This window comes from Kitasatospora sp. NPDC089913 (assembly GCF_044748625.1).
Lineage (GTDB): Bacteria > Actinomycetota > Actinomycetes > Streptomycetales > Streptomycetaceae > Kitasatospora.
This window is the reverse complement of record NZ_JBIVGI010000001.1, coordinates 62,515-82,155: the sequence shown is the minus strand read 5'-3', so window position 1 is coordinate 82,155 and position 19,641 is coordinate 62,515. Positions and strand designations below refer to the sequence as shown.

19 protein-coding genes are annotated in these 19,641 nt (G+C 69.7%); 5 read left to right on the top strand and 14 right to left on the bottom strand.

The annotated features are described in order from the left end of the window. Positions 1-179: 179 nt before the first annotated feature. The 5 genes from ACIPYS_RS00370 to ACIPYS_RS00350 all read right to left on the bottom strand — a co-directional run bounded on the left by ACIPYS_RS00370 (position 180) and on the right by ACIPYS_RS00350 (position 3,828). On the bottom strand, positions 180-1,616 hold the full coding sequence (locus ACIPYS_RS00370) for a replication initiator (protein ID WP_400741412.1): 1,437 nt from the start codon (positions 1,614-1,616) through the stop codon (positions 180-182). Between the two features lie 157 nt (positions 1,617-1,773). Further along, complete coding sequence (locus ACIPYS_RS00365; RefSeq protein ID WP_400741409.1) at positions 1,774-1,965, bottom strand: hypothetical protein; 192 nt, start codon at positions 1,963-1,965, stop codon at positions 1,774-1,776. Further along, complete coding sequence (locus ACIPYS_RS00360; RefSeq protein WP_400741406.1) at positions 1,965-3,272, bottom strand: FtsK/SpoIIIE domain-containing protein; 1,308 nt, start codon at positions 3,270-3,272, stop codon at positions 1,965-1,967. The genes ACIPYS_RS00365 and ACIPYS_RS00360 overlap by 1 nt, the downstream gene beginning before the upstream one ends. Then, positions 3,269-3,475 (bottom strand): hypothetical protein, encoded by a 207-nt coding sequence (locus ACIPYS_RS00355; protein WP_400741403.1) that lies wholly within the window; start codon positions 3,473-3,475, stop codon positions 3,269-3,271. Before ACIPYS_RS00355 ends, ACIPYS_RS00360 begins: the two co-directional genes overlap by 4 nt. Further along, positions 3,475-3,828: a hypothetical protein gene (locus tag ACIPYS_RS00350; protein WP_400741400.1), complete on the bottom strand. Its 354-nt coding sequence runs from the start codon at positions 3,826-3,828 to the stop codon at positions 3,475-3,477. The genes ACIPYS_RS00355 and ACIPYS_RS00350 overlap by 1 nt, the downstream gene beginning before the upstream one ends. A 251-nt stretch (positions 3,829-4,079) precedes the next feature. Here ACIPYS_RS00350 and ACIPYS_RS00345 point away from each other — a divergent pair, with 251 nt between their 5' ends. After that, on the top strand, positions 4,080-4,856 hold the full coding sequence (locus ACIPYS_RS00345; RefSeq protein WP_400741397.1) for a GntR family transcriptional regulator: 777 nt from the start codon (positions 4,080-4,082) through the stop codon (positions 4,854-4,856). A gap of 355 nt (positions 4,857-5,211) precedes the next feature. Here the strand turns inward: ACIPYS_RS00345 and ACIPYS_RS00340 are convergent, their stop codons facing one another. The 6 genes from ACIPYS_RS00340 to ACIPYS_RS00315 all read right to left on the bottom strand — a co-directional run bounded on the left by ACIPYS_RS00340 (position 5,212) and on the right by ACIPYS_RS00315 (position 8,706). Beyond that, complete coding sequence (locus ACIPYS_RS00340; protein ID WP_400741394.1) at positions 5,212-5,796, bottom strand: hypothetical protein; 585 nt, start codon at positions 5,794-5,796, stop codon at positions 5,212-5,214. Between the two features lie 34 nt (positions 5,797-5,830). Continuing rightward, positions 5,831-6,682 (bottom strand): hypothetical protein, encoded by an 852-nt coding sequence (locus ACIPYS_RS00335; protein ID WP_400741392.1) that lies wholly within the window; start codon positions 6,680-6,682, stop codon positions 5,831-5,833. Between the two features lie 347 nt (positions 6,683-7,029). Next, positions 7,030-7,323, bottom strand: coding sequence for a hypothetical protein (locus ACIPYS_RS00330; RefSeq protein ID WP_400741389.1), 294 nt, complete (start codon positions 7,321-7,323; stop codon positions 7,030-7,032). A 162-nt stretch (positions 7,324-7,485) separates the two neighbouring features. Next, a complete protein-coding gene (locus ACIPYS_RS00325) occupies positions 7,486-7,773 on the bottom strand; it encodes a hypothetical protein (protein WP_400741386.1) in 288 nt (95 codons plus the stop codon). Then, positions 7,770-8,096, bottom strand: coding sequence for a hypothetical protein (locus ACIPYS_RS00320; RefSeq protein WP_400741383.1), 327 nt, complete (start codon positions 8,094-8,096; stop codon positions 7,770-7,772). Before ACIPYS_RS00320 ends, ACIPYS_RS00325 begins: the two co-directional genes overlap by 4 nt. A 145-nt stretch (positions 8,097-8,241) precedes the next feature. After that, positions 8,242-8,706, bottom strand: coding sequence for an ATP-binding protein (locus tag ACIPYS_RS00315; protein WP_400741381.1), 465 nt, complete (start codon positions 8,704-8,706; stop codon positions 8,242-8,244). A gap of 174 nt (positions 8,707-8,880) precedes the next feature. Here ACIPYS_RS00315 and ACIPYS_RS00310 point away from each other — a divergent pair, with 174 nt between their 5' ends. From ACIPYS_RS00310 to ACIPYS_RS00300, 3 genes are all read left to right on the top strand, one after another. Then, positions 8,881-10,152 (top strand): hypothetical protein, encoded by a 1,272-nt coding sequence (locus ACIPYS_RS00310; protein WP_400741379.1) that lies wholly within the window; start codon positions 8,881-8,883, stop codon positions 10,150-10,152. A 25-nt stretch (positions 10,153-10,177) separates the two neighbouring features. Beyond that, complete coding sequence (locus ACIPYS_RS00305) at positions 10,178-10,891, top strand: creatininase family protein (RefSeq protein WP_400741376.1); 714 nt, start codon at positions 10,178-10,180, stop codon at positions 10,889-10,891. A gap of 890 nt (positions 10,892-11,781) precedes the next feature. Continuing rightward, positions 11,782-12,036 carry a hypothetical protein gene (locus ACIPYS_RS00300; protein WP_400741374.1) on the top strand — a complete coding sequence of 85 codons (255 nt, stop codon included), beginning with the start codon at positions 11,782-11,784 and terminating at the stop codon, positions 12,034-12,036. A gap of 406 nt (positions 12,037-12,442) precedes the next feature. Here the strand turns inward: ACIPYS_RS00300 and ACIPYS_RS00295 are convergent, their stop codons facing one another. Beyond that, positions 12,443-14,386 (bottom strand): TIGR03960 family B12-binding radical SAM protein, encoded by a 1,944-nt coding sequence (locus ACIPYS_RS00295; protein WP_400741371.1) that lies wholly within the window; start codon positions 14,384-14,386, stop codon positions 12,443-12,445. A 403-nt stretch (positions 14,387-14,789) separates the two neighbouring features. Here ACIPYS_RS00295 and ACIPYS_RS00290 point away from each other — a divergent pair, with 403 nt between their 5' ends. Continuing rightward, positions 14,790-16,076, top strand: coding sequence for a M14 family zinc carboxypeptidase (locus tag ACIPYS_RS00290; RefSeq protein WP_400741368.1), 1,287 nt, complete (start codon positions 14,790-14,792; stop codon positions 16,074-16,076). A 90-nt stretch (positions 16,077-16,166) separates the two neighbouring features. Here the strand turns inward: ACIPYS_RS00290 and rodA are convergent, their stop codons facing one another. Together rodA and mrdA are read right to left on the bottom strand one after the other, a co-directional pair. Next, the gene (gene rodA, locus ACIPYS_RS00285) at positions 16,167-17,366 is read right to left on the bottom strand and encodes a rod shape-determining protein RodA (protein WP_093862065.1); all 1,200 of its coding nucleotides are present in this window, start codon (positions 17,364-17,366) and stop codon (positions 16,167-16,169) included. Next, the gene (gene mrdA / locus ACIPYS_RS00280; RefSeq protein WP_093862064.1) at positions 17,363-19,627 is read right to left on the bottom strand and encodes a penicillin-binding protein 2; all 2,265 of its coding nucleotides are present in this window, start codon (positions 19,625-19,627) and stop codon (positions 17,363-17,365) included. Before mrdA ends, rodA begins: the two co-directional genes overlap by 4 nt. Between the last annotated feature and the right edge of the window lie 14 nt (positions 19,628-19,641).

The following is a 19,641-nucleotide window of genomic DNA, read 5'->3' as shown; positions in this document are numbered from 1 at the left end:
GCGGCAGCCCCCGGTCGTCAAGGCCGGGGGCTGGCGTCGTCAGTGCTTGGCGGGGTCGTAGGGCTCCTCATTGCCGTCGTCGTCGACGATGACGATCTCACTCCTGATGACCGGCACCTTCGTCTGCCCCGGAGTCCCGGCCCGCTCGACGGAGCCTCGGGGTACAGGTGCCGGGCCGTTCACCATGCCCCACCGGACCGGCCTGAACCTTCCGCGTCTTCGCGCACGACTACCCGGGTTGCGGCGAGGTCTTCGGCGATCCCGGCGGCGATGAGTGCTTCGGCCGGGGTGCGCCCGGTTCCCGCGAACCGCCATGCGCTCTCGACCACGGTCTCGCTGCCCCGGTCGGTGTACGGGCCGCGGGCGTACTCGGCGCGTGCGGCCCGGAGCTGCCCGTATGTAGCGGAGAAGGCCCTCGTCTTGGTGAGGCAGTGGCCCCGGTAGCCAAGCATGTGGGCCCAGGCCCGGAGGCGGAGGTGTTGCAGTTCGGGAAGGCTGCCGAGGCGCCAGGCGGTGGCGATGAGTGCCCGAACGTGCAGGCTGACGGGCAAGGCCCGGATCTCCGCCAGGGACTCCATCCGGCGGTCGACCGCTCCGGCGGCTTCCACGCTCTTGCTCGTGTACTTGGCGACGTAGGCGGCCACGGCGTCGTCCGTGAGTCGCAAGCCGTCCCCTTTCATCAGGGGGCGGGCGTCGAGCTGGGTACCGAAGCAGAGCCGTCCCCCGCTGTACGCCGCCGTGTCGGGAGGCGGGAGCGCGACGGCTGCAGCCGCCGAGCGGACGGTCTCCGTCAGAAGGCCCTCAGTCGCCCAGGAAGGAGGCGGAGCAGCGGGACCGTCCGGGCCGTCGAGTCGGACGATGGCGTGGAAGTGGACGGAACCGCGCTTCTGGTACTCGGCGACCTTGGCGGCGGAGACTCGAATCAGGGCGCGTACCGCCGACCGGCGGACACCCGCCCGGGTGGCGAGGTGGTGGTAGAGGTTGTCGCGGAACGCCTTCCAGAGCGCCGGAGCCATGGCGTTCCACAGGACGTGGCCGGGGTAGTCGTAGCAGTCCGCGCAGAGCGGCTGTCCGACGAGTGGGTCCGTGCCCAGGTGGAGTCGACCGCAGCCGTGCCGACCACCGTGTTCGCAGCGCCGTCGCCGGGCCCGGTGACACTCCCCCGCGCGGTGGACCGCGCCGAAGGAGGGGGCGGTCAGGGTGACGAACAGCCGTGGGTGCGTCCGGACCGTGTCGGGGACGCCCTTGCCCCCGGTGAGGCCGGAGCGGACCAAATGGAAGGTGTCGCCGCTGTGCTCGCGCGAGCAGGTGGCGCAGCGGGACGCCCGACGGTTCCGGCAGCGGACCGAGAGCCGGCCACCGGGTTCGGCTTCCGTCGAGTAGTGCCGCAGCACCTCTCCGGTCCCGGCCTCGAGGGTCGTGCTGTGCCCCATGAGGTGAACCGGTTCCGCGCAGCCACCGGTGGCGCGGACCTGATCCAGCCAGCGGTTCAGGTCGGGCAGCTCGCCGAGTCGGACGAAGTCCCTCTCGACATCGGACAGTTGGCGCAGCCGCGCCTCCCGGTCGAGGAAGGCGCGGCGTGCGGCGGGGTCGTTGTACGAGTTGGTGCGGATCATGGCGGGTGTCTCCAGGGCCAGGGTTCGCCGGGCCCCGGCCGAGCCAGTGCTGCGACGGTCCGACCGGGGGTGGCGTGGTGGTGGATGGAGCCGGTCCGGCGGTCGAGGGCAGGGCCGCCGGTGAAGGTTGGGTGGGGTGGCACGGTGATCACGCCTTTCAGGCGGTGTGGGTGAAGCCCTGGACGATCCAGGTGACGGCGCCGACGACGGGATCGGCCCAGCCGACGCGGTCGAGGTAGACGCCGAGGACGCCGACGAGCAGGACGTGCCAGAGGCGCAGCTCGCCGGAGCGGACCAGGAGGAAGGTGACGACGACGAGGAAGGCGACCAGCACGGCGGTGGTGTCCATCAGGCGTGCACCCCTTCGTTCGGGTCGTCCACCTGCTGGAGGCCCGGCCAGGCCGGCGCGAGCCGGGCGTACTTCGCGGCCGACCGGCGCGCCTGCTCGGGGGTGACGTGGGTGGAGCGGGCCCTGGTCCATCGGCCGTCGGTGTCTGCGGTGATGGCGACCCCTTGTTCGGCGAGGCTGATCCGCTGCGCGGCTTCGAGGGCGTCCTTGTCCAGGTCGCCGAGCGCCATCTCCGCCGTCCCCGGATCGCTCACCCGGTGACAGACGCGTCCCGCGAGCTGGGCACGCAAAGCGGTGACGCCGGGGCCGAGGTCCGAACCGACCCGCTGTCCGGCGATGACCAGGTGGACCCCGAGGGCCGCGCCGAGCTGGGCGAGCCGGAGCAGGTTGGTGGAGATCTCCCCGACCTCCGCCTTGTCGTCCCTGGTCGCGACCAGGTACAGCTCCGCGACCTCGTCCACGATCAGGACGACGGGCACCTTGCGGAGCTTGGCCGGCAGGTCCCAGACCGAGCGCGCCCCGACCGACCGGCACAACTGCATCCGGGCCTCCGTCTCGGCCACCAACGCGGCCAGGAGCTCCGAAGCCTCCGCCCGAGTGGACGCCAGCGCCGACAACCGGTCCTCGAAGAGCGACAGTTCCATGCCGCCCTTGAGGTCAATGCCGAAGAGGGCAACGCGCTGCGGGGCGAGCTCCTTCACCAATGAGGCGATCAGGGTCGACTTGCCGGAACGGGTCGCACCGACGATCAGCCAGTGCGGCGTCCGGCGGAGGTCGACCACCCAGGCCCGGCCGTCCTCCAACAGACCGACCACCGCCCGCAGCACACGCTGTTTCAGCTGGTAGGGCACGACGGGTGCACGGAGCGGGTCCCAGGCGAGCGCGGACAGGATCACGAACCCGCGCTCGTCCGACACGACCCGGACCGCATGGACCCGCCACGCGTGCGTGAGGGCATCCACGACGGAGACGAAGTGCTCCGGCACCTGCCCGGGGTGGAGCCGCACCGTGACGTCCAGGCCGCCCCGCCTCAGCTTCGGGATACCCAGGCGGGGCGGGACCGGCCGCAGCGGGTCACCGCGAACGACCATGTCCCCGATCAACGCCCGCCCCGCGCGCTTGGCGACCGCGAGGCCGAGGTTCGTGGTCAGACGACGCCACGTCACCCAGATCCGCACGACCGCGATCGGATAGCCGAGCAGGCACCACCACACGTAGGGATGGTGGCGCCGCAGGCCCGGAGCCGCGCTGAGCAGGATCAGCACCACCGCCAGCAGCGTCACCCAGAGGAGCTGGAGCACGATCACCGCCGTCCCCCGTTCTCCGCGGCCGTGTTGTGCGCCTCGGTCTCCAGGTCACGCGCCCGACCGGCGGCCTTGGCGGCGACGACCGCGATGTGGCCGAAGAGCGTGGCGCCCTCGTCGTCCCGGCCGAACGGGTCGACCTCTTCGGCGAGGTCACCGAGTTCGCGCAGGAGCCCGCGGAGCTTCACCCGCGTTCCGCTGCTCATCAGGCGTCGCCACCCTTGCGCGAAGCAGCGGGGGCCGCCACGGGAACAGGGGTGATGGCGTCGGCGCGGAAGGACAGGCCGTGCCGGTCCCCCATCGCCCACGAGAAGGCCGTCAGGCCGGTGACCTGTACCCGCACACCTTCGACCACCCCGACCGGCTCACCGGACACGCTGATCTCGATGATCGAGGCCCTCCGGCCGTCCTGCCGGACCGCGACCCCGACCGTGTAGACGGTCTGCCCCTCCCGGTCCTTCCGCACCTCCCCGGTCTCACGGTTCGCGATCCGCACCTCGGGGGCAACGATGCAGGTCATCGTGCCGAGCCGGGTTCCGTCCACGGGAATGGACTGCATGAGCACACACTCCTCTGCCACCAAAGGCCGCATGACGTAAGTCGTCAAACGTACTTACCTTTGATGTCGAGATGATGCCCTTCCTTGACGCCCCGACGCAAGCGATTCATGCTTACGTTTAACGGCTACCGACTGGCGACAGACCTAGACACGCGGCCCGAGCTGGGCAAACGACCACAGCCGAACTCTCGAAAACGACGCGACACGAGGCGGGCCCTCTACCGCAGGCGCTCGCACAAGGGGTCAACACCATGGCGATCATCCGCAACGAGGCACTGCACAAGCAGGTAGCGGCGGCGATGCGACAGTCCATCGCCGCCGGGGAGTGGCCGCCCGGCACGCAGCTGCCCACGGAGACCGACCTTGCCGAGAAGTACGGAGTCTCCCGACCGACCGTCAGGCTCGCCGTCGCCGCGCTCCGCAGCGAGGGCCAGTTGGATGTGAAGCAGGGCCGCGGAACCTTCGTCCGCCCCGCCATCCACGGCCCGGCCGGGAGCCTGGATCGCACCGTCACCAGCCGGGGCAACACCTACTCAACGCCCACCGATGCCTGGTTCGGCCACGCCGAGGAGCCCACCGTCTACCGGACCCGCACCGACGCGGTCACCGCGCCACTGCTGGAGATGGACCAGGACGAACTCATGCTCGGCTGCGACCGGCTGCTGACTGACCCCACTGGTAGCGGCCGTGCGCTCCACCGCCTGCTGCTCCCCATGGAGCGCATCGAGGCCACCCCGCTCGCCCAGCAGCCCGCCGCCACCCCGGCCCAGGCGTATGCAACCCTCGCCGCCGCCGGCCACGACATCGCCTGGCGCGAAAGGGTCACCGCCCGCATCCCCCAGCCCGACGAGCGCGAGGCCCTGAAGCTCTCCGAAGCGGCCGTCCTCCTGGTCACCCACCGCACCACTTACGACCGCGCGACCGGCCGCCCTCTCATCCTCGAAGAGACCCGCCTCGGCGCCGAAACCGCCGCTCTCACCTACGCCATCGAAGCCCAGCCCGCCGAGGCCGCCGAGGCCGCCCGCTGACCCTGTCGCAAACCTTCTCTACTTACTCAAGGGGGCGGCCCCAGCCGCCCCGGCCGGGCATGCGGCCTTGCGGCCGTTCCGGGCCGGGCGCCTGGCCCGCCCACGGAGAAGCACCCCCGCCCCGCCGGCTGCCGCGCGACGGCTGATGCCGGGCGGCTCCGCGGTTTTACCCACCTCTCAGGCCCGGGACCCGCGCCGAGCAAGACCGGGGGGCCACTCGGCCACACTGCGGTCAGGCCCAAGAGCCCTGACCGAGCCGCAGCAGCTTACGGCCCCCCGATCATGCTCGCCCCCAGACCTGACAGGACACCGGCCAAAACCGCTCCACCGCCCGCAGTGTCACGACTGCGCCGAACTATTCCTGACGCCACGGCGGCGACCATTGAGCCTCGCGGCACAGATCCGCCAGAGGATCGTCAACGCCCCGCAGTAGGTCATTCTCGTAAATGTCAGTGATCCTCATTCCAAGAAAGTCGGTCTGCCGAACGTCAGTCTCGGGATATCCCATATCCCGCCTGGCGGCCAGAACAAAGTCTGCATATAGCTTCATCAGGATCTTTGGCGGAGCCGAGTGGTAGGCCGCCTGCATAAAATGGTGAAACGCCCTCACGGCCTCATCGGATCCAAAGATGATGACCCACGTCGCGAAGTCGGAAATCTTACTGCGCGAATCCTCTTCCGTTATCTGACGCCGATCGAGCATATCCCTGATCAAGTTAATCATCGGCTTGTAGACCTCGTACTTCTTTTCCGAGATCCTGGCCTCTAGGTCGCGCGCATACTGGGCACTGATTTCACTCTTCTTCGCCAGGCGAGCCGACCGGGCTGCCACCAGGGCGGCAATTACCGCCGCGATGGCCGGGACTGCCGCGATCGCCAGCGATACCGACCACGGAGCCGCCTGTGATACCGAGGCTCCCGACAGAGAAACATTAGTCACAAATTCAGCCCTCGCATCCTTGGTGCACCCGTTTTCATCGAACCACAATCGCGCGTGTGGCCGGAGATCCTTGATCTCGCGAAAGATCAGAAGCCAAGCCCACCGGGTTGGAGATTCTGAAATCGGGGTCATAAATCAGAGCAATAATTCCCCGACAGTCGGGGTGGCGGGAATACCTGCCCCAGTCAATTAGCAGCTCCTCGCCAACCCTCCGATCCGTGAGGCCATCGCGGGTCATTTTTGTTTCCACGACTACGCCAGCCTCCCTGATGAGGAAATCAACCCTCGATCTGGCGCCGGCATGCTGTGCCGCATAGTCTTCCGGCCGCACATCGTCATAATGAAGCTTCAAAAGGGCATGAACGAGAGCCTGGAGATCTTTCTCATCTGAGATAACAGGAGCCACGACTCTGTCGCGCCCACTCAGGGAAAGAGTTCGCAAGTATTCGGGAATTCTGGAAAAATAAGTAGCGAGTTCATCCAGTACGGGAGCCACTTCGACCCTGCCATAGATTGCAGCCGCGAGGATTGACCTCTGGATCCCAATGCTCTCCGCGAATGACTTCTGGTAAGGATGGAGCCACTTGAATGACTCTGGGATATTCTCGCCAGCGGCCAGCAATTCATTCACCTGGAGCGGAGATGAGATGAATGCCCTAATCCTTTTGACGAATGATCCCCCTTCGTACATATTCCGAAACTGCTCGCTCTCCGCATCAGGAATCAGGTCGAGAGCTCGGTAATACCAGTGGACATATCTCTGCGCACCTGCTGTCAGGTCGTCAGCTGATAGCTCACCGGCGACTTGCCAGGCGGAGAAGTCACGCTCCATCTCATGGCTCTCAGAGATGAGCTCCTCGATCTTTGCTCGCCTATCGACTGTCACAGCACACCTTCCCTCACCTTGAGATGCCCCTCGCAAGCAAAGCAGGGCCCGCTGACAGCGAGGGTGGCTACGACTTCCCCAGTGAGCGCGACGATCAACCCCGGGAGGTGTAACGCCGGCGGAACGGCGGTTGTAGTCACCTTAGCGATCAAGCGCAAGGATCCAGACCTGAGTGTCTTACTGCGGTACAGCAGCCCCACACGCCCGCAGACGACCACGGACACGCAGCGACTGTTTGCGCAGCTCAGCGACAGTTGGATCCCCGGTCGAGGGCATGCCCAGGTTGGTTCGGGACGAAGCAGCCAACCGGTTGGGTCTGGTGGGAGTTCTGCGATCACCAGACCCAGTCAGTGCGCCCCTCGGCGGACAGCCGCAGCCAGACACAAGAGCTCTTCAAGGCTGAGCCATCCCTCGGCAATGCCTTCAAGCCGGACCACCGGGCCACCGGTGGAGTCCGTGTCGGCGATGGCACGCAACTGCGTACGGGCCACGCCGCATGCGGCGAGCAGACTGTTCAGCTCGTCTGCGGTCTGCCTCGCCACCCGCCAGCCGGCCGCGTAGTCCACGCCCGGCAGCCACACCCACGAGTCAGGGTCGAGGCTCGCCGCCAACTCCGCACCGAAGTCGTCGTCCCCGTCCAACTGTTCTTCAACTCCCCTGGTCAAGAACCGAACCGGGCCATCCGTGCACTGACATGCCGAGGAGCCCGATACCATCGGCATCGGGTTCCGACCCACCGGACCACCCCTCTCCCGCCAAGGTTCCGGGGTGGTCCGGCACGTGTTCGGTTGTTCCTGATCAGGTCATGAGCGGTCCCGTCCCGGGTCGTCGCAGGCGAAGATCCGCCGGAAGAGTTCCGCCTCGGTCAGGCCGAGCAGCGGATCGTCAGCGCCAGTCCTCTCGCGCCGGATCCGCCACATCAGGAGGGCTCGCTGGACGTCGGCGAAGCCGGGCTCGTCGCACCACGCCATGACGTCGCGATGCGCGGCTCGGCGCCCGGGTGAGACTGCCCGAACGGGCCAGGAGAACTGGCCGTCGAGCAGCCACCACGTCGAAGCCCGGTCCCGCCAGGCCCGCAGGTACCGGATCACCGTGGAGCCCCAGGACCGGCGGGGTACAGCCGGACCAGGGTCGGGGTCAGGTCGAGGAAGGCCAGGGCCCGCACCTCTCCCTGCGTCGCGAGCCGCTGCCCGACCGCCTGCGCCTCCGACGGTCCGAGCAACTCGGCGAAGTAGCCGTGCTGGTCCGGACTCAGCGGAAGCACAGCGAGCGTCCGCAGCAGCGCGGCCATCGCGTCCGTCAGCTTGCTGAAGCACGCGGGCGCGGTGATGCCCCGGACTTCCGCGATCACTGGGAACAGGTACAGGGAGCCCGCTTCCTGCCCCGCTCCACCGAGCTCTTCAGGCGCAGTCATCTCCCCGCCACCTCCCCCGCACGGCGCGGGTGCCACCGGTGAACACCGACCGTCCGGCCGTTGACCACGATGGTTCGGGTCAGCGCCTTCCCCAGCCCCGCGCCGCAGTAGAAGCACCGCGCCGGTGCCCCGGGCTCTCGCCTGCTCATTCCGCACCGCCCTTCGGGCTCACCAGAGCCCAGACGATCTTTCCGACGCCTTCCGGCCGGGGTCCGTAACCCCATTCGAGGGACAGGGCCTCGACCAGGTACAGCCCACGTCCCGAAGGGTCCTCCGGGTCGGCGGTGCGCCGGATCGCGGGCTTCTCGCTGCTCGCGTCATGGACCTCGATCCGCAGGTGGCCGCACAGCACCTCGAACCGGACGGCGATCTCACGGCCGGGCGAGACCTGCGCGTGCACCACCGCGTTGGCCACCAGTTCACCGAGCACCAGCTGACCGTCCCCGACGAGGGAGCGGCCGCCCGGGACTCTGCGCAGGAACTCGCGCAGGTGGCTCCTGGCGACCTGCGCGGATCGCCTGTGCCGCGTGAGCCTCGCCTCGAACGCGGCTATGCCGTCGGCCGGCCCGTAGGGTTCGGGGCCGTCTTGGGGGTCTCCCGAGCTGATCACGTACACCGCCTCCCGATGTCCCAATGGACGGCCCGAACCTGGACGTTCCGGCCCTTGACCCCAGGTTGCCGAGCGGGAGTGCGGACTTCGTACCCAAGCTGATTACCCAGTGTGGGTAAACTCACAGGCAATCAACTTGCTTGCGGTGGCTGATGATCGACAGCGGGGGCAGTGGTGACCGAGGCTCGCGTACCGGACCGGCTACCCGCAGGTCTGCTCTCCCACCCCGAGATGATCGCCGCCTGTCGAAGACGCGACTTCTCCTCCGTCTTCCGGCTGCTCAAGCTGGCGGGGATCTACCCGTCACTCATTGCTCGCGCCTGTGACATGACACCGAGCCGAGTCGGTGAAGTCATTTCCGGGAAACGCAAGATCGAGAAAATCGATCTCATCGAGCGGATCGCCGACGGACTCCACATCCCGGGGCGCATGCTCGGGCTGTCCGATCAGCCGTGGGAGCAGGCGGGACCGGTCCCGCAGCCTCGGCGGCGCCCGCCGGAGTCTTCCACCGGCGCGCGGAGCCTCAACGCCCCGATCGACCCCGACCTCTTCGTCAGCCATCTGCGCTGCGCGATGCCCGGCCACTACAAGGCCGCGAACCTGCTCGGCTCCCGCCACGCGCTCGACGCGGTCACGCGGCACGTCCGACTGCTCGACCGTCTCCAGCAGGACGCCGAGGGCCGCGCCCGGGACGAACTCCTCACCATCGGCGCCCGCACCGCGGAGTTCCTGGGCTGGCTGAACCAGGATCTCGGGGACTTCGACCAGGCCCTGTACTGGTCGGACCGCGCCATGGAGTGGGCCCAGGAGGCCGGCGACGACGTGATGGCCGCCTACGTACTCTTCCGGAAGAGCAACCAGGCCACCGCCCAGCGCAATGCCCAGAAGGCCGTCAGTCTTGCCCGCGCGGCCCAACGGTCGGTCGGAGCTACGCACCGGATCCGGGCCCTGGCTGCGCAGCAGGAGGCCCAGGGGCACGCGCTCATGGGCAACCCACGCTTCGCCCAGGAGAAGTTCGACGAGGCCCACCAGGTCGCCGCCTCACCGGACGACTCGCACGCCGACGATGCTCTTGATCTCGCGTACTGCACACCGACCTACATCGAGATGCAGCGGGCGAACTGCCTGATCGAACTCGGCGACCCGCACACGGCCGTGGGCATGTTCGAGGCAGAGCTCCGAATCCTCCCGGCGGTCTACCGCAACGACCAGGGCGTCTACCTCTCCCGGCTGGCGCGCGCCTACGCGGTCTCCGGTGAACCCGAGCAGGCCGCCGCCGCGGCCGACCGCGCGCTGTCGATCGCCGTCGACACCGAGTCGGCCCGCGCGATGTCCGAACTGTCCGCCGCAGGCAGAGCCCTACAGCGGTGGAGCGCCGTACCTGAAGTGGCCACGTTCACGAGCCGCTTGACCCTGATGAGCGGCGGGAGCCCTCTCGACCGCTGACGGCCCGATGGGAGAGGCTGGGCCCATGGACGCACTGATCACGGCCGCCACCTCCGCAGACGAACGCCGGCGCGGCGCCAGGATCGCCGTACTGCCGGTCGGCAGTTTCGAGCAGCACGGCGACCACCTTCCCCTGACCACGGACACCGTCGTCGCCAGCCTGATCGCCCAGCGGATCGCCGCCGACCACGACCTGTTCCTCCTGCCGCCCATCACGCTGTCCTGCTCCCACGAGCACGCGCACATGCCCGGCACCGTCAGCATCAGCGCCGCCACGCTCTACGCCGTGATCAACGACATCTGGAAGTCCCTCCGGGCGTCCGGCGTACCCGGCCTGCTGATCGTGAACGGGCACGGCGGGAACTACGTCCTCTCCAACGTGGTCCAGGAGGCCAACACCGAGGGCCCGCGCGTCGCCCTCTTCCCGGTCCGCGAGGACTGGCACCGGGCCCGCGAGGCCGCCGGACTGGAGAGCAGCGGCGCCGAGGACATGCACGGCGGCGAGCTGGAGGTCTCCCTGCTGCTCCACGGCGCCCCGGAACTCGTCCGGGACGGCGTCGAAGGCGACGACCACGACGCCCCGGAGCGCCCGCACCTCCTCACCCTGGGCATGGCGGGGTACACCCGGAACGGCATCATCGGCCGCCCGTCGCTCGGGACGGCCGAGAAGGGCAAGGCGCTCCTGGACAGCCTGTCCGGGTCGGCCACTGCTCACCTGTCACTCGTAGGAGGTAGCTGACTTTCGCCGATCGCCACCCGAAAGCGGCACAACCTCATCAGGAGCGAGGCTCACAGCACTGATCCACCACCCGAGCCGGCAGAGGCACAGGCTCACACGACTGTTCTGCCCTGTTCGCGAATTCGAGGCTCACATGCCCTAGCCTGAGGGATGTGCCTCGGAGTGAGCCGCCCCATGTCCTGATCGGCCCTAGCCTCAGGGGCAGTTGGCCTGTCAGCCCACTGCTTGTCGTCAGAGCCCGAAATGGGAGCGGGAAGGCGGAAGCCGCCCGCTGGCTGGCTCAGGTGCACATCGCAGCCCATCAGGCCGAACTGAGCCGTGTTGAACCTCTGGTTGCCACAACGGCTGCGTCCTCCGGGTCCGCCCAGGAGATCGAAGACCTGTTCGGCTGCCTCCATCGGCTCGTCAAAGCACATCGCTCGGTGACCGGTGAGGGAGCGGCCCGCACGTACGAGCTTCCAGCGCTCCTCTCGCAGGAGGGGATGGCTACGGCTCGCAGGCAAGGTGTCTTTGCCATCGCCCGTTCCTACGTGAGCGCCCTTCACGGACAGCTTTCGGTGCCTGCCCTCTCGTCGAATCGGGAGCGCAACCTGACCAGCCTCGACCTCGCGGTTCTTGCGCATCGGGGATGGCTCCACCGACAGATGGAACGCCTGGCCTTGGACCTGCTGCTCCTGGTGGTCTGGGAGAGCATCCCAGCGCCCCAGAGCGCCCCTCTTGTCGAGGAACCGCGGAACTGGTCCTGCGTGTGCGGTTCGGATCGGCTGGCGGCACCCCTGGTGCCACGAGGACCTGAGCAAAGGCCCCTGCCGGCCGCCAGTCAGCAGGGGCACCGTTCCGGTTGGAGTCTGGCCGCCTAGCCGAGGGTGCCCCCTTCTCGGGGAATCTCCATGCCGCAGATCACCTTGCCCGACGACACCCCGTGGTGGGTCGTCGGGCTGCTCGCCTTCCTCCTGGTGTCGGCGGTCGCCGTCGGGATTGTGGCCAGGGCCACACTGCCGGGGCAGTCCAGCGACCGACTCACCTGGTGGTCCCGTTTCTGGGATCACCGGGTGGCCATGAAGACGATCAAGCGCGAAGCGCCTGCCTCCGTGGCCGCGCCCGACGAGGACGACTCCCCTCCCCCGCCGGCGCAACAGCCGTAGGCGGGATCGTCGCCTCCAGGCGGCACCCGGCACGCCGACGGTCAGCCCCGACAGCGCTGGGGCCCCTGCCGATCAGCGTGAAAGCCAGGGCAGGCCCCAGAGCCCGGCCTGACCTTCTGGCGCCAGAACGCGATTGGCCTCTCCCCTGCGATGAAGGGAGAGGCCAATTCGCTCTACGGCCGCTCAAGCGGTCAGACCCACTCGATCGAGGTCTCGATGCCCGGGGCACTCCGGGCGGCGGGCAGAGGGGTCCTCTGGCCGCCCTGCCGGGCCTTCCCGGAGGGCGGGGCGGGCTCGTCCTGGGCGCGCGTCACGAAGAGCGCGCCCAGGACGAGCTTCCGCTCATCCTCCGAAAGAGTGTGAAGTAAGTCACACAGCTCGCCGACCGTGCCACCCACTCCGCCACCTACTTCTGCTGGCCAGGGCCGCCGACGACCGTCAGCGGGAGCATCTTCTTGCCCGTGGGGCCGATTTGTATGGCCGTGTCCATCTGGGGGCACACGCCGCAGTCGAAGCACGGGGTCCAGCGGCAGTCGTCGACCTCGACCTCCTCCAGGGCGTCCTGCCAGTCCTCCCAGAGCCAGTCCTTGTCGAGGCCGCTGTCCAGGTGGTCCCAGGGCAGGACCTCCTCGTAGCCGCGCTCGCGGGTGGTGTACCAGTCGACGTCGACGCCGGTGCCGGCCAGGCCCTTCTCGGCGGAGGCCATCCAGCGGTCGTAGGAGAAGTGCTCGCGCCAGCCGTCGAAGCGGCCGCCGTCCTCGTAGACCGCCCGGATGACCGCGCCGACCCGGCGGTCGCCGCGCGAGAGCAGGCCCTCGACGATGCCGGGCTTGCCGTCGTGGTAGCGGTAGCCGATGTTCTTGCCGTACTTGCGGTCGCCGCGGATCGAGTCGCGCAGCTTGGCCAGGCGGGCGTCGGTGGCCTCGGCGGACAGCTGCGGGGCCCACTGGAACGGGGTGTGCGGCTTGGGCACGAAACCGCCGATGGAGACGGTGCAGCGGATGTCGTTCTGGCCGGTGACCTCGCGGCCCTTCTGGATGACGTTCTTCGCCATCTCGCCGATCTGGAGCACGTCCTCGTCGGTCTCGGTGGGCAGGCCGCACATGAAGTACAGCTTCACCTGGCGCCAGCCGTTGCCGTACGCGGTGGCGACGGTGCGGATGAGGTCCTCCTCCGACACCATCTTGTTGATCACCTTGCGCATCCGCTCGCTGCCGCCCTCGGGGGCGAAGGTGAGGCCGGAGCGGCGGCCGTTGCGGCTGAGCTCGTTGGCGAGGTCGATGTTGAAGGCGTCCACGCGGGTGGACGGCAGGGAGAGGCCGATCTTGTCCTCGGCGTAGCGGTCGGCCAGGCCCTTGGCGACGTCCGCGATCTCGGTGTGGTCGGCCGAGGACAGCGACAGCAGGCCGACCTCCTCGAAGCCGGTGGCCTTGAGCCCGCGCTCCACCATCTCGCCGATGCCGGTGATGCTTCGCTCCCGCACGGGGCGCGTGATCATGCCGGCCTGGCAGAAGCGGCAGCCGCGGGTGCAGCCGCGGAAGATCTCCACGGACATCCGCTCGTGCACGGTCTCCGCGAGCGGGACGAGCGGCTGCTTGGGGTAGGGCCATTCGTCGAGGTCCATCACGGTGTGCTTGGAGACCCGCCACGGCACGCCGGGGGCGTTGGGCACGACCCGGCCGATCCGGCCGTCCGGCAGGTACTCGACGTCGTAGAACCGCGGCACGTACACGCCGCCGGTGCGGGCCAGCCGCAGCAGCAGCTCGTCGCGGCCGCCCGGGCGGCCCCCGGCCTTCCACTCCCGGACGATCCTGGTGATGTCGAGCACGGCCTGCTCGCCGTCACCGATCACCGCGCAGTCGATGAAGTCCGCGATCGGCTCGGGGTTGAACGCGGCGTGACCGCCGGCCAGCACCACCGGGTCGTCCTCGGTGCGGTCGCGGGCCTCCAGCGGGATGCCGGCCAGTTCGAGCGCGGCCATCATGTTGGTGTAACCGAGCTCGGTGGAGAAGGAGAGCCCGAACACGTCGAACGCCTTGACCGGCCGGTGGGCGTCCACGGTGAACTGGGGCACGCCGTGCTCGCGCATCAGCGCCTCGAGGTCCGGCCACACGCTGTAGGTGCGCTCGGCGAGCACGCCCTCCTGCTCGTTGAGCACCTCGTAGAGGATCATGACGCCCTGGTTGGGCAGGCCCACCTCGTAAGCGTCGGGGTACATGAGCGCCCAGCGGACGTCGCAGGCGTCCCAGTCCTTGACGGTCGAGTTGAGCTCGCCGCCGACGTACTGGATCGGCTTCTGGACGTGCGGGAGGAGAGCCTCCAGGCGTGGGAAGACCGATTCGACAGTCATGAGTACCAGGAACCCTTACGACGTTCGGAACCGCCGCGCTCGGCACGGCGACGGCTGGGAGGGGTGACCCTCAAGGGTAGCCGAACCGCCGTGTTCGCCGGGCCCGGGCGCGGTCGCCCCGGGACCGGCCGCGGGCGGCGCGACCGTCCGTGCCGAGGGGTGTACGGACAGGTCCCGGCACGTGAACGCGGCCCCACCGCGGGGCCCCGGCGACTGTTGACACGCTCCGAGGCCGCGTGCGGTACTGGCAAGGCTCCACCGGAAGGTCCTGTGCGCCCCCGGGACAAGGGAGTTGGCCGCGCGCGCACCGGCCGTGCCGGGCGGCCCGGCGCGACGCCGCGCCGGACTCCCGGCCCAGGCCCCCGACCGCGCCGACCCGCCCGCCCCCGAGGACAGGAGAGCCATGACCGACACGGGCCGGCGGACGCGCCGGATCGACAGCCCGTGCAACGAGACCGAGAGCTACCCGACCGTGGCCCGGGCGATCGCCGCGGCCCGCGGGCTGGCCCGCCGCCACCCCGGCCGCTGCCGGGTGCGCGAGGTGGGCCGTTCCCGCGCCGGACGCCCGCTGGTGCTGCTCTCGGTGGACGACGGCGAGCACACCGTCCTGGTGGTCGGCGGCCCGCACCCGAACGAGCCGGTCGGCCTGGCCGCCGCCCTCCGGCTGGCCGAGGAGGCGCTGGCGCAGCCGCCCCGCCCCGGGGTCGGCTGGCACGTCCTGCTCTGTCTGGACCCGGACGGCGCCGCGCTGAACGAGGGCTGGCTGAACGGGCCGCTCACCGCGGCCCGGCACTACGAGCACTTCTTCCGGCCGGCCTTCCACGAGCAGCCCGAGCTGCTGCCGCACCCGGACGGTCCGCTCACCGCGATGCCGGAGAGCCGGGTGCTGACCGGGCTGATCGACGAGCTGCGGCCGGTGCTCCAGTGCTCGCTGCACGGCGTGGACTTCGGCGGCGCCTTCGTGCAGCTCACCCGGCCGCTGCCGGCCCTGGCCGGGCGCTTCGCCCGTTCGGCGGCCCGCGGCGGCATCCCGCTGGACGTCGACTCCTACGACGCGCTCGGCTGGGCCAGCCCGGCCCCCGGCACCTATCTGATGCCGCCGCCGGGCCGGAGCCGGCAGCCGCTGCCGGACCGCCCCGAGCTGTCCACCTGGGCGTACGCGGGGCGCCACGGCGGGACCACGGCCGTGCTGGAGGTCCCGATGTGGGCGGTCGACGCGGTCGGCGACCACCGTCCGGCCCCGGACGTGGCCGCCACCATGGCGACCTGCGCGGACCGGCTGCGGTCCCGGGCGGCGGAGCTGACCGCCCTGCTGCCGCAGGTGCCGACGCACGCGGGGGTGGCGTACGGGCCGCTGCTGCGCTCGGTCGAGTTCAATCTGGCGGTCTGCCCGCCGGTGGTGGAGGACTGGCTGGCGAACTGGTCGGCGGCCGCGCTGTCGGTGTCCCGGGTGACCACGGCCCGGATCGTCGCCGAGCGGCTGCCGCTGCGGATCGCCGCGATGCTGCTGCGGCTGCTCGCGGACAGCGGCGGTCCGGCGGCGGACGCGGCCCGGGCACGGGCGCGGGGGGTGGCCGCGGCGAGTCTGGAGGGTCTGCAGCGCCTCGGCACCCGGTGGGTCCCGGTCGGGACACAGGTGGCCCACCAGTCCCGGGCGGTGCTCGCCGCCGCCGACCTGCTACTGCCGTAGCCACGGCTCGACACCGCCCGACACCGCTCGACACGGCGGAGGGCCGGTCCGGGGGTCCCCGGACCGGCCCTCCGCCGTGCGCGCGACCGCTCAGGCCGCTATCGGCCGTTGACTCTGCACCGCCTGGAGCAGTCCGATCGCCACCCAGGTGGAGAACATCGACGATCCTCCGTAGGAGACGAACGGCAGCGGGATGCCGGCCACCGGCATGATGCCCAGGCACATCCCTATGTTCTCGAAGCCCTGGAAGGCGAACCAGGCGACCACCCCGGCCGCCACGATGGTGCCGTACAGGTCGGTGGCCTGGCGGGCGATCCGGCAGCCCCGCCAGAGCACCACGCCCAGCAGCACGATGATCGCCATCGCCCCGAGGAAGCCCAGCTCCTCCCCGGCGACCGTGAAGACGAAGTCGGTCTGCTGCTCCGGCACGAACTGGCCGGTGGTCTGGGTGCCGTGGAACAGGCCCTTGCCGGTCAGTCCGCCGGAGCCGATCGCGATCCGGGCCTGGGCGGTGTTGTAGCCGACGCCGGACGGGTCGAGCGCCGGGTTGGCGAAGGCCGCGAAGCGGTCGATCTGGTACTTGCTCAGCACGCCGAGCTTCCAGATCGCGACGCAGCCGCCGACGCCGGCCAGGATCAGTCCGAACACCCAGCGGTTGGCCGCGCCGGAGGCGAGCAGGATGCCCAGCACGATGACGGCCATCACCATCACCGAGCCGGCGTCCGGCATCAGCATCACGATCGCCATCGGCAGGGTGGCCCAGACCAGCGCCCGGAACACCGCCTTGTTCGCCGGGAACTCGCGCTCGCCGGCGTCCACCTGGTCGGACATCACCAGGGCCATGGACAGCACGATCGCGAGCTTGGCGAACTCGGCCGGCTGCACGGAGAAGCCGCCGCCCAGCTGGATCCAGGAGTGCTGGCCGTTGATGGTCGAGCCGAGCGGGCTCAGGGTGGCCACCAGCAGCAGGATCACACCGGCGTACAGGAAGGGCACCACGGTGCGGAACCGCCGGCTCCCTATCGTTATCACCACCGCGCACAGCACCGCCCCGACCATGACGTTGGTCAGGTGCCGGAACAGGAAGTACTGCGGGTCGCCGTGGGTGAGGGAGTCGCGTCCCCGGGTGGCCGACCAGACCAGCAGCGAGCTGCCCAGTGACAGCACGGCCGCGGCCAGCAGCAGTATCCAGTCGATCCGCCACAGCGGGGAGTCCTTGGCCAGCGCCTTGGGCACCCCGCCGCGCTGCGGGGCGAGCCGGAGCTGGCGGTAGGAACCGTAGGAGGTCATGCCCGGCCCCTTCCGGTGCTGGAGCGGGTGGGTTCGACGGCGGCCGCGACCGCGGCGGCCACGGGCACCGGGGTGCCGCCGGAGCGGTCCGGGTCCAGGAAGACCCGCGGCGAGCCGCCGGCCACCCCGGGGTCGCCGGCCCCGGTGGCGAAGGACACCGGCTTGATGATCGCGGTGCCGTCCGGGTTGAACTTCGGCAGCTCGGCCTGCGGCTTGGGCAGCAGCGCCTTGCCCTGGTCGATGTTGCCCTTGTCGTCGACGCCGTACAGGGACTGGTAGATCCGCCGGATCGCGTCGCCGGAGCCGCCGGAGCCGGTGCCGCCCTGGCTTATCGTCATCACGACCGCGTAGTCGCGGCTGTAGGTGGTCAGCCACGAGGTGGTCTGCTTGCCCTCGACCTCGGCGGTGCCGGTCTTGGCGTGCAGCTCGATCTTGCCCTGGGGCCAGCCCGCGCCGGTGAACTTCCAGGCGGCGGTGCCGCTGGTGATGACGCCCGCGGTGGCCTGGTCGATGTAGCCGAGCAGCTTCTGGTCTCCGGGCAGCCGGCCGTCCTCGTGCGGGGCGATCTCGCGGACGAGATCCCCGCCCGGGCTTATCACGGCCTTGGCGACGGTGGGCCGGTAGAAGGTGCCGCCGTTGGCGAGCGCCGAGTAGATCCGGGCCATCTGGACCGGGGTGACCAGGGTGTCGCCCTGGCCGATCGCGAAGTTGACGGCGTCACCGGCGCGCATCTGGTAGCCGTCGACGCAGTTCTCCCGGGCGATCTGGTCGGAGAAGGTGTTGCCGCCCTTCTCCGCCTGCTTGCACCAGGCGTCCTTGTTGTTGTCGTAGAAGGACTGCTTCCACTGCCGGTCGGGGACCCGGCCGGGGACCTCGCTGGGCAGGTCGATGCCGGTCTTGGCGCCGAGGCCGAACTGGTGGGCGGTCTTGAAGAACCAGTCGCCCGGGTCCTTCTTCGGCTTGATGCCGCCGTCCTTCATCCACTGGTCGTACGCCAGGCCGTAGAAGACGGTGTCGCAGGAGACCTCCAGCGCGCGCTCCAGGGAGATCGCCCCGAAGCTCTCGCTCTCGAAGTTCTTGAACTCGCGGCCGCCGATGGTCATGGCCTTCGGGCAGTCGTAGCGGCCGTCGAGCGAGTAGCCGGCCTGGACGGCGGCGGTGGTGGAGATGACCTTGAAGGTCGAGCCGGGGGCGGACTGACCCTGTATGGCCCGGTTGAGCAGCGGGAAGTTGGACTCCTTGCTGGTCAGCGCCTGGTAGTCCTTGCCGCTGATGCCGCCCTGCCACAGGTTGGGGTCGTAGGTGGGGGCGCTGGCCATCGCGACGATCCGCCCGGTGTGCACGTCCATCACGACGGCGGCGCCGGAGTCGGCCTCGTAGTTGCGGTTGGTGACCTTGTCGAAGGTCTTGCGGGCGTCGCCCATGGCCTGCGCCAGGTTGTCCTCGACGACCTTCTGCACCTTGGCGTCGATGCTGGTCACCAGGTTGTTGCCGGTCTGCGGGGCGGCCTGGTCGGCGGTGCCGATGACCCGGCCGAGGTTGTCCACCTCGAGCTTGGTGATGCCGGCGGTGCCGCGCAGGTCGCGGTCGTAGACGGACTCCAGGCCGGCCCGGCCGATCTGGTCGGCCGGCAGGTAGCGGTCGAGGCCGGCCTTGTCGGCGGTCTTGGAGACCTCGTCGTCGGTGACCGGCGAGAGGTAGCCGAGCACCTGGGCGAGGTTGGCGCCCTCGGCGCCGGTGTAGTGGCGCACGGCGGTGGGCTGGGCGGTGATCCCGGGGAAGTCCTCGCGGCGTTCCATTATCTGCATCGCCTGCTGGGTGGTCGCCTCCTTGGTGACCGGGATCGGCTGGTAAGGAGAACCGTTCCAGCAGGGCTGCTGCGTCTTGGCGTCGCAGAGCCGGACCTTCTCCTGGACGTCCTTGGCGGGCATCCCGAGCACCTCGGCGAGCCGGGTCAGCACCGCCTTGCCGGCGTCCTTCTGCTGGAGCAGCGAGGTGCGGCTGACCGAGACGACGAGTTTGGTCTCGTTGCCGGCGAGGATGCGGCCGGAGGCGTCCAGGATCTCGCCGCGGACGGCCGGTTCGACGACCTCGCGGATGTGGTTGCCGGTCGCCTTGGCGGTGTAGACGCTGGCGTTGCGGATCTGCAGGTACCAGAGCCGTCCGCCGAGGGTGGCGAGCAGCGAGACCACCAGGATCTGCAGCACCACCAGACGGATCGTCACCCGCCGGGTTCGGCCGGTCTCGGGGATGTTGCTCACGTCTCGTGCGCTCC

Excerpts from the sequence above, each read along its gene's own strand:
- ACIPYS_RS00370 (WP_400741412.1), bottom strand. The coding sequence starts at position 1,616 with ATGATCCGCACCAACTCGTACAACGACCCCGCCGCACGCCGCGCCTTC.
- ACIPYS_RS00365 (WP_400741409.1), bottom strand. The coding sequence starts at position 1,965 with ATGGACACCACCGCCGTGCTGGTCGCCTTCCTCGTCGTCGTCACCTTC.
- ACIPYS_RS00355 (WP_400741403.1), bottom strand. The coding sequence starts at position 3,475 with ATGAGCAGCGGAACGCGGGTGAAGCTCCGCGGGCTCCTGCGCGAACTC.
- ACIPYS_RS00350 (WP_400741400.1), bottom strand. The coding sequence starts at position 3,828 with ATGCAGTCCATTCCCGTGGACGGAACCCGGCTCGGCACGATGACCTGC.
- ACIPYS_RS00345 (WP_400741397.1), top strand. The coding sequence starts at position 4,080 with ATGGCGATCATCCGCAACGAGGCACTGCACAAGCAGGTAGCGGCGGCG.
- ACIPYS_RS00320 (WP_400741383.1), bottom strand. The coding sequence starts at position 8,096 with ATGACTGCGCCTGAAGAGCTCGGTGGAGCGGGGCAGGAAGCGGGCTCC.
- ACIPYS_RS00305 (WP_400741376.1), top strand. The coding sequence starts at position 10,178 with ATGGACGCACTGATCACGGCCGCCACCTCCGCAGACGAACGCCGGCGC.
- ACIPYS_RS00300 (WP_400741374.1), top strand. The coding sequence starts at position 11,782 with ATGCCGCAGATCACCTTGCCCGACGACACCCCGTGGTGGGTCGTCGGG.
- ACIPYS_RS00295 (WP_400741371.1), bottom strand. The coding sequence starts at position 14,386 with ATGACTGTCGAATCGGTCTTCCCACGCCTGGAGGCTCTCCTCCCGCAC.
- ACIPYS_RS00290 (WP_400741368.1), top strand. The coding sequence starts at position 14,790 with ATGACCGACACGGGCCGGCGGACGCGCCGGATCGACAGCCCGTGCAAC.
- rodA (WP_093862065.1), bottom strand. The coding sequence starts at position 17,366 with ATGACCTCCTACGGTTCCTACCGCCAGCTCCGGCTCGCCCCGCAGCGC.